10 protein-coding genes are annotated in these 13654 nt (G+C 65.7%); all 10 read left to right on the forward strand.

Going from position 1 to position 13654, the window contains the following annotated elements:
• Positions 1-20 precede the first annotated feature (20 nt).
• The 10 genes from NVS32_RS03750 (at position 21) to ftsZ (ending at position 13650) form a co-directional block, all read left to right on the forward strand.
• The gene (locus tag NVS32_RS03750) at positions 21-1826 is read left to right on the forward strand and encodes a peptidoglycan D,D-transpeptidase FtsI family protein (RefSeq protein WP_258498748.1); all 1806 of its coding nucleotides are present in this window, start codon (positions 21-23) and stop codon (positions 1824-1826) included.
• A gap of 14 nt (positions 1827-1840) precedes the next feature.
• Positions 1841-3280, forward strand: a complete 1440-nt coding sequence (locus NVS32_RS03755) for a UDP-N-acetylmuramoyl-tripeptide--D-alanyl-D-alanine ligase (protein ID WP_117651484.1) — start codon at positions 1841-1843, stop codon at positions 3278-3280.
• Between the two features lie 5 nt (positions 3281-3285).
• Complete coding sequence (gene mraY / locus NVS32_RS03760; RefSeq protein ID WP_032110894.1) at positions 3286-4305, forward strand: phospho-N-acetylmuramoyl-pentapeptide-transferase; 1020 nt, start codon at positions 3286-3288, stop codon at positions 4303-4305.
• 10 nt (positions 4306-4315) lie between these two features.
• Positions 4316-5737 (forward strand): UDP-N-acetylmuramoyl-L-alanine--D-glutamate ligase, encoded by a 1422-nt coding sequence (murD, locus tag NVS32_RS03765; RefSeq protein ID WP_117651483.1) that lies wholly within the window; start codon positions 4316-4318, stop codon positions 5735-5737.
• Complete coding sequence (gene ftsW, locus NVS32_RS03770) at positions 5737-7314, forward strand: putative lipid II flippase FtsW (RefSeq protein ID WP_233519113.1); 1578 nt, start codon at positions 5737-5739, stop codon at positions 7312-7314. The genes murD and ftsW overlap by 1 nt, the downstream gene beginning before the upstream one ends.
• On the forward strand, positions 7301-8428 hold the full coding sequence (gene murG, locus NVS32_RS03775) for an undecaprenyldiphospho-muramoylpentapeptide beta-N-acetylglucosaminyltransferase (protein ID WP_233516476.1): 1128 nt from the start codon (positions 7301-7303) through the stop codon (positions 8426-8428). Before ftsW ends, murG begins: the two co-directional genes overlap by 14 nt.
• Positions 8429-8560: 132 nt before the next feature.
• Positions 8561-10018: a UDP-N-acetylmuramate--L-alanine ligase gene (gene murC, locus NVS32_RS03780; protein ID WP_042088993.1), complete on the forward strand. Its 1458-nt coding sequence runs from the start codon at positions 8561-8563 to the stop codon at positions 10016-10018.
• Between the two features lie 2 nt (positions 10019-10020).
• Positions 10021-10935, forward strand: coding sequence for a UDP-N-acetylmuramate dehydrogenase (murB, locus tag NVS32_RS03785; RefSeq protein WP_117651482.1), 915 nt, complete (start codon positions 10021-10023; stop codon positions 10933-10935).
• A gap of 318 nt (positions 10936-11253) precedes the next feature.
• Positions 11254-12240, forward strand: coding sequence for a cell division protein FtsQ/DivIB (locus NVS32_RS03790; RefSeq protein ID WP_052009848.1), 987 nt, complete (start codon positions 11254-11256; stop codon positions 12238-12240).
• A 273-nt stretch (positions 12241-12513) separates the two neighbouring features.
• The gene (gene ftsZ, locus NVS32_RS03795) at positions 12514-13650 is read left to right on the forward strand and encodes a cell division protein FtsZ (RefSeq protein ID WP_032110827.1); all 1137 of its coding nucleotides are present in this window, start codon (positions 12514-12516) and stop codon (positions 13648-13650) included.
• Positions 13651-13654: the final 4 nt, after the last annotated feature.

Below are 13654 nucleotides of genomic sequence, written 5' to 3' on the forward strand. Positions count from 1 at the left end.
ACTCCCTCGTGAGAGAGAGCATGAGACAGAGCCGCCAAGGGCGGCGTGGAATGCCGGAGGCCTCGTATGACGAGGCCTCTCGTGCCCGTTACCGTGCCCGCGCGTCAAGGCCGGGCGGGTCGGGTCCTGGTGGCTTCGACAACGGCACCCGCACGATCTTCCTTGTCCTCATGATTGTCTTTGCCGTTGTGGTGGGGCGCCTCGTGTGGCTCCAGGTGATTGACGCCTCGAACCTCTCGGAGGAGGCCGAGCAGCACCGCACAAACGTGATTACGCTCCATGCCAAGCGCGGCACCATCTACGACCGCAATGGCAATGTTCTTGCCATGAGCGTGGACTGCAAGACCATCTACTGCAACCCCAAGGAGGTCACCGACCCCTCGGGCGTGGCAAGGATTCTTGTGGCAAACCTGGGCGGCTCCGCAAGCGACTACACCGGCGCGCTTACGACCGACTCAACCTTCGCCTACGTGCAGCGCCAGGTGGACACCGACGTCGCAAACACCATCAAGCAGCAGCTCTCGGACGCCAAGCTCAAGGGCGTCTACTACCTCGACGACACCAAGCGCGTCTACCCCTATGGTGACGTGGCAAGCCAGGTGCTGGGCGTGGTGGGCTCCGATGGCGACGGCCTGACCGGCCTTGAGTACTACTACAACGACGTCCTCTCGGGCACCGATGGCCAGATGATCGTTGAGACCGGCCTCACGGGCACGCCCATTGCCGGCGGCACCTCGCAGATTACCGAGGCAAAGAACGGTGAGGACCTGGTCCTCTCCATTGACATCGACATCCAGGAGAAGGCCGAGGAGGTCATCTCCCAGGCCGTCGAGGACTACGACTCCGACTCCGGCTCGGTCATGGTGACCAACCCAAAGACTGGCGAGATATACGCGGCATGCTCGACCCCCTTGGCCAAGCTCTCCGACCTTGCCAACACCAGCTCCGCCGCCCTAACGCTCAAACCTGTGACCGCGTCGTACGAGCCGGGTTCGATGTTCAAGATCCTGACCGTTGCCATTGGCGTCGAGGATGGCCTCTTCAACGCCGATAGCGTCTACAGCGTCCCCGTGCAGATTCTCGCCGGCGACGACTGGGTGACCGACGACGAGCCGCGCAGCGGATCCGAGGACATGACGGTGCGCACCATGCTCGTGCGCTCCTCGAACGTAGGCGTGTCGCTTCTCGCCCAGGAGGTCATTGGCGCGCAGCGCTTTGCCGAGGGCGTGGACAAGTTTGGTATCGGCCACACCACGGGCATCGACTACCCGGGCGAGGCGACGGGCATCGTGACCAGCTACGAGAACTACACGGGAGCAACGCTTGGCGCCATGGCGTTTGGCCAGGCCCTTGCCGTGCCCATGGTGCAGATCGTGCGCGCGTTTGGCGTTGTTGCAAACGACGGCATCCCCACCACGCCCCACTTCCTTGTCTCGCATGGCGGTGAGGAGGTCAGCTGGCCCACGGGCGAGCAGGTTATCTCCAAGACCACTGCCGACGAGCTCACCGACATGATGACCTCGGTCATGACTGACGGCACCGGCAAGCGCGGCCAGGTCGACGGTTATACCATCGCGGGCAAGACGGGCACGGGCGAGCAGGCAAGCGAGTCCGGCGGCTACCAGGCGGGCAAGTACGTGGCATCGCTCTGCGGCTTTGCCAACGCCGACGACCCCGACGTCCTGGTCTACGTTGGCCTCAACGGAACGCCGCATCTGGCTCTCTCCTCGGCGGCGCCCACCTTCAAGCAGATAATGGAGGCGGCTGTCACGGACCTCGGCATCTCTCCGGATGCCTCCACGACCACCGCGTCGACATCCAACTAGGTCAGGGGGAACCTATGCTTTCCATGGACATCGCAGACCTCGTGCTCGCCACGGGGTCGCAGTTGCTTGAGGGCGCGCCCTCTGCGCGCGTCGAAGGTACGGTCGAGATCGACTCTCGCAAGGTTGGCGCGGGCTCCGTCTTTGTGGCGTTCCTCGGCGAGAAGGTCGACGGCAACGACTTTGCGCCTGCCGCCGTCGAGGCGGGCGCGTCCTGCGTCGTGGTGACGCGCGAGCCAGATGCGGCACTGCTCGCCCTTGCGCACGAGCGCGGCTGCGCCGTCGTGCGCCCCCAGGACGACGACGCCGAGGAGTTCCTGCTCCGCCTTGCCCACGAGTGGCGCGCCCGTCACCCCAACTGGCTCGTGGTGGGCGTCACTGGCTCGGTGGGCAAGACCACGACCAAGGACCTCCTTCGCGCGGGCATCGCGAGCGCGCGGCGCGTCCACGCTACCCAGGGCAACCTCAACAACCTCATCGGCTTGCCGCTCACGGTGCTCTCGGCGCCCGACGACGCCGAGGTCCTCGTCTGCGAGATGGGCATGAACCATCCCAACGAGATCCGTCGCATGGCTGCCTGCTGCGCGCCCACGCTTGCCGTGATCACCAACGTGGGGACGAGCCACATTGGGCTTCTCGGCTCTCGCGAGAACATCGCCCGCGCCAAGGCCGAGGTGGTCTCGGGCATGGTGGCTTCAGGCGGCGTGGAGCCGCTGCTGGTGCTTACGAGCGCCAACGACTACACGCCCTTCATTGCCGAGAGCTTCGCACGCCCCGCGGGCATTGCCGTTGCCTACGTGGGCGAGCGCGAGGGCGACGACGTGCGCGCCACCAACGTCGAGCTCACCGGCACGGGTGATGCGTCGTTCACCGTCACCTGCAGGGACGGCTGGTCCAGGCGGGTCACGCCCTCGGTTCCCGGCCGCCAGGTGGTGCCCGACTTCCTTCTCGCCATGGCCGTGGTTGAGGCCTTGGGCCTTGACCGCGACGTTGCCGCAGACGCCATGGCCGCGATGCCTGCCGCGAGCATGCGCCTTGCAGTCTCGGAGTCCCCGCGCGGCGTGCGCGTGATCGATGACTCCTACAACGCGAGCCCCGCCTCCATGGCTGCCGCCCTCGACGTCCTCTCCGAGATGGATGCCACAGGCATGCGCGTGGCAGTGCTGGGCGAGATGGGCGAGCTTGGCAGCGAGGAGCGCCGTCTCCATGGCTACGTGGGCGCCTATGCCGCGGCCAAGGGTCTTGATATGCTTGTGTTCGTTGGCGGGGACCTTGCTGGCGAGATGGCCGAGGCGGCGCGCACTATGGGCGCCTCCGAGGATCGCCTGCAGCTCTTCCCCACGGTTGACGCTGCCGTGGAGACGCTCGCCCCCGTCTTCTCGCGGGGCGACCTCGTGCTGGTCAAGGCGTCTCGTTCTTGCGGTCTGGATGCGTTCGCGAGGGGAGTGCTTCGCTGATGTTCATTGTGGGAAATCCCGCATACCCTAGCTATCAGGTGCTTCTTGCGGCAGGCGTTGCCGCCGTCATCACCGCTGTGGTGATGCCCTTTTTCATCAAGCTCATGCGCCACGAGGGGCTTGGCCAGCAGGTGAGGGCCGACGGTCCCAAGCGACACCTCGTGAAGCAGGGTACGCCCACCATGGGCGGCATCGTGATCCTTCTCGGCGTGGTGGTGACCACGCTTCTCATGGCGCCTTGGTCGCCCATGCTCTTCCTTGCGCTCTTCGCCATGCTCGCGACGGGTGCGCTGGGCCTTCTCGACGACATCGAGTCCGTGGCGCACAAGCGCTCACTGGGCCTCACACCCTCGCAGAAGATGGTGGGGCTCACCATAGTCTGCGTGATCTTCTGCCTGGTTGCGGTGAACTACTGCGGAATCGCTCCCACCATCGAGTTCCCCGGTGGCGCAACGCTTGACCTGGGTGTGCTCTCCACCACCATCGGCGGCGTGCGCGTGCCCTGGCTCTACATGATCTTCGTCTTCCTGCTTTTGGCCGGCCTCTCTAACGCCGTCAACCTCACCGACGGCCTGGACGGCCTCGCCGGAGGCACGGTGCTGGTGGTCATGGTCGTGATGGCCATGGTCGCCTACAACGAGGATCAGCTTGGCCTCTCGGTGTTTGCTGCCACCATCGTGGGTGCCTGCGTGGGCTTCCTCTGGTACAACTGCTACCCCGCCTCGATTTTCATGGGCGACACGGGCTCACTGGCCCTGGGTGGCGCCTTCGCCGCGCTTGCCGTGCTCACCAAGACCGAGATCTGCTCGCTTGTCATGGGCGGGCTCTTCATCGTCGAGGCGCTCTCGGTGATCATCCAGGTTGTGAGCTTCAAGACCACGGGCAAGCGCGTCTTCCTCATGGCTCCTCTCCACCACCACTTCGAGAAGAAGGGCTGGAGTGAGACGAAGGTCGTCATCCGCTTCTGGATTGTCTCGGCCGCCTTCGCGGTCCTTGGTTTTGCGCTGTACTTCCAGCTTGGCTAGGGGGCATCTCATGCAGGACAGCAACTCCTCGGCGCGTCTTGGCAACGTCGCCGTTCTTGGCATAGGGCACACGGGCGAGGCCGTCTGCCGCTACCTGGTGGGGCTTGGCGAGAGGGTCTCCTCCATCACGCTCTTTGGTGGCGCCTCCTCGCACGAGGGCGAGGTTACGCATGAGCTTGAGGGCCTGGGCGTTCGCTGTGTCCTGGGCACCGAGGAGGTCGAGGGCACCTTTGACCTGACCATAGCCTCACCGGGCATCCCCGTGGGGTCCGTCTTCTTCCAGGCGGCGGCCGCGCATTCGGCGGAGATCATTGGCGAGCCGGAGTTTGCCTGGCGCGAGAGCCCCGCCAACTGGGTGGGCATCACCGGCACCAACGGGAAGACCACCACGACCACGCTCACCACGGCGCTCCTGCGCGAGGGCGGACGCGTCGCCGAGGCCGTGGGCAACATCGGCACCATCATCACGAGCCGCCTTGCTGAGCGCCAGCCCGGATCGTGGTTCGTAGCCGAGCTCTCGAGCTTCCAGCTGGCAACCACGCGCCTTCTGCACCCGCACGTCGCCTGCCTCATGAACGTCACGCCGGACCACGTGGAGTGGCACGGCAGCATGGAGGCGTATGCCCAGGCAAAGGAGAAGATCTTTGCCAACCTCCAGGCGGGGGACCTTGCCGTGGTCTCTGACGGCGACGACTGGTGCCGCGCCGTGATTGGCCGCCTCGACGCGCGGGGCTTGCGCGTGTGCCGCGTGGACGTGCGCCAGGACCCCGGTACGCCGTGCGCCGCCTTCGTGCGCGACGGCCGCCTCGTGGTGCGCCTCGACGGCGCCGAGCACGTCCTTGTCCCCACCGACGACCTTCTCATCAAGGGCGAGCACAACGAGGAGAACGCCCTCGTGGCCTCGGCCGTGGCGCTCGAGCTGGGTGTTGCCGATAAGGACGTGTGCCGCGGGCTTCTCGCCTTCTCGCCGCTCGAGCACCGCATCGAGCCCTGCGGCGAGGTTTCCGGCGTGCGCTTTGTGAACGACTCCAAGGCTACCAACACGGACTCGGTCGAGAAGGCCCTCACGGCCTTCAGGCCGGGGAACATCGTGGTGCTTCTGGGCGGCCACGACAAGGGCACCGACCTTACCTCACTGGCGCACGCGGTTGCCGCTCGCTGCCGCGTTGCCGTGTGCTACGGCGCCGCCGGAGAGAGAATTGCCCGCGCGCTGGAGGACGAGGTCGCCGCCTCGGGCTCTGGGCTTGAGGTCGTGCGAGAGCCGCACTTGCGCGAGGCCTTCTCGGCCGCCTGCGGGCGCGCCCAGGCCGGCGATGTGGTGCTTCTCTCGCCCGCGTGCTCGTCCTTCGACGAGTTCCACAACATGGAGGAGCGCGGCGAGCTCTTCAAGCACCTTGCTGCCGAGCGCGTGGCCGCGGGGAGGCTGTGCTAGTGGCCCAGGCGTCCACATACCGAAGCTCTGCCGCAGGACGGTCTCGCACCTCCACCAGGCGTGGCGGCCAGGGGAGGGGTGCCGGGCGCTCCTCGGTCGAGAAGACCATCCTTGGCGTGCCCGAGAGGTTCATGAAGCCGCGGCTCATCCTCATTGCTGCGGTGGTAATCCTCACCTGCTTTGGCTTCCTCATGGTCTACTCGGCCTCGTCCATCACGTCGCTCGCGTCCGAGGCTCTGGGCAACGACCCCGCCTACTACCTCAAGCGCCAGCTCATCTTTGCTGCGCTTGGCACGGGCCTTGCCGTGTTCATTGCCAAGAGCGACTATCACCTCTGGGGAAAGACGCTGGTCAGGATCATCTGGATCTTGACCATCCTCCTGCTGCTGGCCATCTTTCTGCCCATAGCGGGCGCGGACGCCTATGGCGCCACGCGCTGGATCGCCATTGGGCCCTTCACGCTCCAGCCGTCCGAGTTCGCCAAGATCACGATCATCCTCGTGGCGGCCGACCTCGCCGAGCGCTACTACGACGAGCAGGTCATGGGCCTCACGGAGTTCGTGAAGAACCTTGCGGTGTTTGTGGGCGTGCCGCTCGCGCTCATCCTGCTGCAGCCCGACAAGGGCTCCACGCTCATCATTGGCGCCACGCTCATCGTGATGGGCTACCTCGCCGGCATGGATCGTCGCTGGATTCTGCTTGTGCTTGGAGTCGGCATCGTGGGGGTGCTCGCGATCTCGCTCAAGGATGACTACTCGCGTGCCCGCATTGTTGCCGTCCTCAACCCCTGGAGTGACCCAACGGGTTCCGGCTACCAGCTCATCCAGGGCTTCTATGCCTTTGGATCGGGCGGGCTCTTTGGCGTGGGCATTGGCATGAGCAAGCAGAAGTACTCCTACCTGCCCATGGCCTACAACGACTTCATCTTTGCCGTGGTGGGCGAGGAGCTTGGCCTTGTGGGTACGCTCGGCCTTCTCGCCGCCTTTGGCGTCCTTGCCTGGGCGGGCTTCCGCATCGCGCGCTATGCGCCGGACATGTGCGGCAGGCTCATCGCCGCCGGCTGCACCTCGCTCATCATCATCCAGCTGCTCGTGAACGTCTGCGGCGTGCTGGGACTCATCCCGCTCTCGGGAAAGCCCGTCCCGTTTGTGTCGTATGGCGGCTCCACGATCATGAGCTGCCTCATGCTCGTGGGCATGATCGTCTCGGTGTCCAAGCGCTCGACGCTGCCCGAGACCGTCCACGACCGCAGCCGCCAGTCCTGGCAGTTTGCGGATGGCGACGATGGGACACGGGGCGCCGCGCCCGCAGCCGGCCCGGGCATCTCGCTTGTGGGCAGTCCCACGCCGCGCTCCTCGCGGCAGCGTGGCGAGCGTGGGGGCTCCGGCTCTGGCCTGCGCATGGTCGACGGCGGCGGGCAGGGACGGCCGCAGCAACGGCAACGGGGCGGCTCAAACGGCCGGAGCGCCAGGCAGGGCAGGTACGAAGGCGGACGGATAGACCTTGGCCCCAGCGCCGCGGAGAGGCTCCGCGGGCGTGGGTCCGGAAGAGGGGATGGCAGGCGTGGCAGGAACTAGTCTTGAGGTGGCAATCGCCGCCGGAGGTACTGCGGGTCACATCAACCCGGCGCTCGCGCTGGCCGAGGAGCTCTCGTCCCACGGCCATCACGTGCGCTTCTTTGGCCAGAGCGCCAAGCTCGAGGGCACGCTCGTCCCGCAGGCGGGCTTCGAGCTGGAGCCCATCCACGTGACCGGCTTCGACCGCTCTCGCCCTTGGACGCTCGTCTCGGCCCTTGTGCGCGAGGGCAAGGCCTCCTCGCGCGTGGGCGAGGTCTTTGCCGAGAAGGGCGCGCCGGACGTCGCCGTGGGGTTTGGTGCCTACGTCGAGCTTGCCCTCATGGATCGCTGCCGCAAGCAGCACATCCCCTACGTGCTCCACGAGCAGAACTCGGTGCCCGGCCTTGCCAACAAGACGCTTGCGCCCCACGCGCGCTACGTGTGCGTGTCGCTGCCCCAGGCGCGTGCCGCCTTCGAGAGTCACGTCCACGGCGATGACGCCATTGTGCTCACGGGCAACCCCGTGCGCCGGAGCGTCCTTGGTGCCTCTCGCGAGGCCGGCCGCGCGGCGTTCTCCATCCCCGAGGACGCCACGATGCTTCTGGTCTTTGGCGGCAGCCTTGGCGCGAGCCACGTGAACGAGGCAATCGTGCGCCTCAAGGAGCGCCTGCTTGCCAATCCCGGGCTCTACGTGGTGCACTCCACGGGCAAGGAGCTCTACGACGACGTTGTGTCCTCGCTCCACCTTGCGGATGGCGAGCGCGAGCGCTGGCAGGTCGTACCCTACATCTCCAACATGGGAGAGGCTCTCGCGGCGGCAGACCTCGTGGTCTCGCGCGCCGGTGCCTCCTCCATCGCCGAGATCGCCGCGCTTGCCGTGCCGAGCGTGCTCGTGCCCTACCCGCTTGCAACGGGCGACCACCAGACCACCAACGCGCACTACCTGGTGGACGCTGGCGCAGCGGATCTCTTTGCCGATGACACCATCGATGGTGACGAGTTTGCCCGCGATCTTCTCGACCTGGTGAACAATGGCGAGAGGCGCGAGCGCATGCGCGCGAGCGCGCGCGGCCTGGGCCAGGACCAGGCGGCAGCCAAGTTGGCAGACGTCGTGGAGCGCGCCGCAGGGCGATAGACGCGCCTGCGGAGTCCGTGGTGGCTTGCCGTCGTGGGCCGCGACGGGTCGTCCATCGGCTAGAGTAAATGGGTTAGGCGAACCAGTTTCCGCGGCGGGTCTTCTCGCCGCGCACCTTTGGAAGGGGTAGCCATGGCAGACATCGTGGAGAAGCCCGGCGCAGATGCCGCCGAGAAGGGCAAGAGCATCGCGAGCGCGCACTTTGTGGGTATTGGCGGTGCGGGCATGAGCGGCATCGCCCTCGTGCTCAACAAGCGCGGCTGCAAGGTCACCGGTTCTGACCTCAAGAGCTCCCACTACGTGCGCGAGCTCGAGGATGCGGGCATCGACGTGACCATTGGCCACGACGCTGCGACCATCGACCGCGTCTCGCCCGAGGTCGTTGTCACCTCGAGCGCCATCCCCGAGACCAACCCCGAGGTCGTTCATGCCCGCGAGCTGGGCATTCCCATCTGGCCCCGTGCCAAGATGCTGTCGTACCTCTCCAACAACGCCATTACCGTGGCCGTTGCCGGTACGCACGGCAAGACCACCACGTCGTCCATGATCGCGACGATGCTCGACCGCCTGGGCTGGGACCCCTCGTTCCTCATTGGCGGCGTGGTCGAGGGCTACGACACCAACGGCAGGAACGGCGAGGGCGGCTACTTTGTGTGCGAGGCGGACGAGTCCGACGGCTCCTTCCTCTACCTCAACCCCGACGTGGTGGTGGTCACCAACATCGAGGCCGACCACCTCGACCACTACGGCACGCTCGAGAACATCGAGAAGACCTTCTGCACCTTCATGGGCCTGGTGGGTGAGAAGGGTACCGTTGTGGTTAACGGTGACAACCCCCACTACGTGGAGCTTGCCCGCTCGACCGGTCGTCATGTGGTGACTTATGGCTTTGATAAGGGCAACGACTACGTCTGCACGCCCGAGGAGGGCCTGGCACCGCACCGCCTGGCCATGCGCTTCTCGGTGAAGACTCCCTCCGGCGCCTCTGTCGACGTGACCATCAAGTCGAACCCCGGCCGCCACAACATGGCGAACGCGACGGCCGCTATCGCCGTGGCAGACGTTCTGGGGGCAGACGTCTCCCAGGCCGCCGAGAAGCTCTCGGAGTTCAAGGGAGCGCGCAGGCGCTTTACCCACGTTGGCGACATTGACGGCGTCACCGTGGTGGACGACTACGGCCACCATCCCACCGAGATTGCCGCCACGCTGGACGCTGCCTCGCAGCTTGGCTTTGACCGCATTGTCTGTGTGTTCCAGCCGCACCGCTACAGCCGCACCAAGGCTCTTGAACCGCTCTTTGCGCACGCCTTCGACAAGGTGGACGTCCTGCGCGTGATGGACGTCTTTTCAGCGGGCGAGATGCCCATCCCTGGCATCTCCGGCAAGACCGTCTCGTCCCAGGTCGAAGCCGCGGGCACGGTGGCCGACGTGGCCTACATCCCCAACCGCCACGAGCTCATCCAGAACCTCTGCGACACCTGCCGCCCGGGCGACCTGCTCATCACGCAGGGCGCGGGCGACGTCACCCAGATTGGCCCCGCGTTCATCGCCGCCATGCACGAGCGTGACGAGAAGAGAGACGAGCGGTAGGCGTGAGCGTCTTCAACGCATACATGAGCCTGTCGGGAGCCATCGACGCGGACGTAATCCGCGGCGAGCGGCTCTCGCACCGCACGACGTACCGCATTGGCGGCCCAGCCGCGCTCTTCGTGTGCGCGAACACCTACGAGGCCCTGCTCAAGACCGTCGAGGTCCTGCGCGAGGAGCGCGTGCCCTGGGTGGTCATGGGCAAGGGCTCCAACATCCTCGCCGCTGACACCGGCTACGACGGCTGCGTCATCACGCTCGGCCGCGAGTTCTCGCGCATGAGCTTTGCCGATGACGGGCGCGTGACGGCTGGCGCCGCGCTACAGCTCTCCAAGCTCGTCTCCGAGTCCATGAAGCGTTCGCTCACCGGCCTCGAGTTCTGCGCGGGCATCCCCGGCACCGTTGGCGGTGCCGTCTCCATGGACGCGGGGACCCGGCATGAGTGGGTTGGCGCCGTCATCGAGGACGTGGTGAGCCTGCGGCCGGGCAAGGGGCTGGTGCGCCATGCGGCCTCCGAGGTCGAGTGGGGCTACCGCGTGACCTCGCTGCCCACCACCGAGATCATCCTTGAGGCAACCTTCTGCCTCCAGCCGGGAGACCACGACGCCATCGCGCGCGATGTGGAGGAGCGGCTGCGCCGTCGCAGCCAGTCCCAGCCCATGGGAAGGCCCTGCTGCGGCTCGGTCTTCAGGAATCCCGGCTCGCGCTCTGCGGCTGTCATGATCGAGGCCTGCGGCCTCAAGGGCTACCGCGTGGGTGGGGCCGTGGTCTCTGACGTCCACGCCAACTTCATCGTTAACGACGGTGGCGCGCACGCCCACGACGTGGTCGAGGTCATGCGCCATGTCCACGACGCCGTTCGCGACAAGTATGAGATCGACCTCCAGCCCGAGGTCAAGCTGCTCGGGTTTGGGGCATAGGGAGAGCACGGCATGGCGTCAAACGACAGAAGAAGGCCAACCTCGCGCAAGGCGACGCAGAGGTCGACGCAGGGGCGCTCATCGCGCTCCACGCGGCCTTCTCGCCCTACCTCCGCACCGCGTACCCGTGCGTCCCGCTCCTCCCGGCAGCCTTCCGCGCCGAGGATGCCGCGCGCGTCTCGCACGCCCAGGCCCGCAGCGGCCCCAAGGACAGCGCAGGCACGCCCGTCGGTGCTGCACCCACAGCGAGCATCCCGTCCCCAGAGCGGCAGGGAGGCCAGAGAGGCGCGTGCCCGGCAGGTACGCACCGCAGACGCCATGGGCATCGTGATGCGCGTCGTGGTGGCTGTGGCCATCGTCGCTGCGGTTCTCGGCGTGGCGTTTCTCGTGCTGAGCAATACCTCGACCTTCCAGATCACCTCCATCGACGCCGTGGCTAGCGACCATGTGAGTGCCGATGACATCCAGAAGCTCGCCAAGGTCGAGGAGGGCACGACTCTTCTCAACGTTGATACCAACGCCATCACCCAAAACCTCATGAAGAACCCCTGGGTGGAGTCGGTGAGCGTGGAGCGCGAGTTTCCCGATAAGCTCAAGATCTCTGTTACCGAGCGCACGGTCGAGGCCGTCGTGGTGATGAGCTCGAGAAGCGTCGCGTGGTACCTGGGCGAGGGGGAGGTCTGGCTCGAGCCTGTGAACCTCGACGTCTCGGACGAGCAGTCCGCAGATGATGTAGCCCTTGAGAAGGCCACGTCCGTGGGCGCCATCCTCATCACAGGGGTCCCCGCGACCGTCGATCCGGTGGCAGGCTCCAAGGCCACCGATGAAGTGATTGCCGCGGTTCGTAGCTATCTGGACGGCTTCTCGTCCGACTTTGCATCCCAGATCGTGAGTTTCACGGCGCCGAGCGAGGCAAGCATCTCGTGTGTCCTTTCGAGCGGGGTCGAGGTCTCCCTGGGTTCGCCTACGGACATCTCGTCCAAGGAGGAGGTCGTGAAGAGCCTGCTTGCCGAGTACCCAGACGAGCTCACCTACATCAACGTGCGCGTACCCTCGAGCCCCTCATACAGAAGGATTGACTCAACCAACGTGACAGCGGGAACGGGCGCCACCGGTGGCTCCACGACGACGGACTCGACGACCACGAGCACCACGACGAGTGACACTACGGCGTCGACGGGCTCTTCGACGAGTGGCACCACGTCGCCCTCGGGTACGTCGACCACTGGCTCAACGTCTTCAAGCGGCACCTCCACCACCGGTACCACAACCTCTACCGGAACGTCGACAAAGAGCTCGAACTAGGCAAATAGCCTTAGTCTCAAGCTTTACTGGAGGGTTTCTGGCCCACAAAGTGGTACCGTTTACCTGCGGTTTTCACCGTTTGCACAAAGTGTTTGACGAGGGCACACCCAATGTGCAAATATACGTCGCTTCGTGGGGAGCATCTGGCTTAACCTGAGGTTTAGGGTTTCTACCAGCGCTTTTCAGGGGCTGGACGAAAAACGTCACATGAGCGAAGCACGAACGCACCAGCAAGGGCGCTGGCACAGGGCCGCCGCCAACGAGGAGGAAACGATGAAGGACACTGAGGTCCCCAGCAACTATCTCGCCGTGATTAAGGTTGTTGGCGTGGGCGGCGGCGGCACCAACGCCGTGAACCGCATGATCGAGGAGGGCATCCGCGGCGTCGAGTTTGTCGCCATCAACACCGACGCGCAGGCGCTCGCCATCTCTGACGCGGACATCAAGGTCCACATTGGCACCGACATCACCAAGGGCCTGGGCGCTGGCGCCAACCCCGAGGTTGGCCAGGAGGCTGCCGAGGAGAGCAGGGACGAGATCAAGCAGGCGCTCGCCGGCTCCGACATGGTCTTCATCACCGCAGGCGAGGGTGGTGGCACCGGTACCGGTGCGGCACCTATCGTTGCCGACATCGCCAAGAACGACGTTGGCGCCCTTACCGTGGGCGTCGTAACCAAGCCCTTCTCGTTCGAGGGCCGCAAGCGCTACAACTCCGCCGCCGAGGGCATCAAGAACCTCTCCGAGAACGTTGACACGCTCATCGTGATTCCCAACGACCGTCTGCTCGACCTCTCCGAGAAGAAGACCACCATGCTCGAGGCCTTCCGCATGGCCGATGACGTGCTGTGCCAGGGCACCCAGGGCATCACGGACCTCATCACCGTCCCTGGCCTCATCAACCTCGACTTCGCAGACGTCTGCACCATCATGAAGGGCGCAGGCACGGCCATGATGGGCATTGGCACCGCTTCTGGCGACTCCCGCGCAACCGACGCCGCTGCCGAGGCCATCTCCAGCCCGCTGCTTGAGACGTCCACCGATGGCGCCACGCGCGTGCTGCTCTCCATTGCCGGCAACAAGGACCTTGGCATCCAGGAGATCAACGACGCCGCCGACCTCGTTGCCAAGAATGTCGACCCCGAGGCCAACATCATCTTTGGTACCGTCGTCGACGAGTCCCTGGGCGACCAGGTGCGCGTCACCGTCATTGCCACCGGTTTCAATGACGCCAACATCCAGCCCACGCTGCCCACCATGCCGGTGGCGCGTCCGCAGTCCCAGGCGTCAAAGTCCAAGCAGCGCCCCTACACTGCGGCGCCGGCTCCCGCGAGCCGTCCTGCGGCCCCCGCTGCGAGCGGTGACAACAAGGAGTTCGACATCCCCGACTTCCTGAAGCGTAGCCGCATCTAGCGCC

The organism is Tractidigestivibacter montrealensis (genome assembly GCF_024741235.1).
GTDB lineage: Bacteria > Actinomycetota > Coriobacteriia > Coriobacteriales > Atopobiaceae > Tractidigestivibacter > Tractidigestivibacter montrealensis.

Bases quoted from the DNA above. Each gene is read 5' to 3' on its own strand.
- NVS32_RS03750 (WP_258498748.1), top strand. From the start codon at position 21: ATGAGACAGAGCCGCCAAGGGCGGCGTGGAATGCCGGAGGCCTCGTAT.
- NVS32_RS03755 (WP_117651484.1), top strand. From the start codon at position 1,841: ATGCTTTCCATGGACATCGCAGACCTCGTGCTCGCCACGGGGTCGCAG.
- murD (WP_117651483.1), top strand. From the start codon at position 4,316: ATGCAGGACAGCAACTCCTCGGCGCGTCTTGGCAACGTCGCCGTTCTT.
- murC (WP_042088993.1), top strand. From the start codon at position 8,561: ATGGCAGACATCGTGGAGAAGCCCGGCGCAGATGCCGCCGAGAAGGGC.
- NVS32_RS03790 (WP_052009848.1), top strand. From the start codon at position 11,254: ATGGGCATCGTGATGCGCGTCGTGGTGGCTGTGGCCATCGTCGCTGCG.
- ftsZ (WP_032110827.1), top strand. From the start codon at position 12,514: ATGAAGGACACTGAGGTCCCCAGCAACTATCTCGCCGTGATTAAGGTT.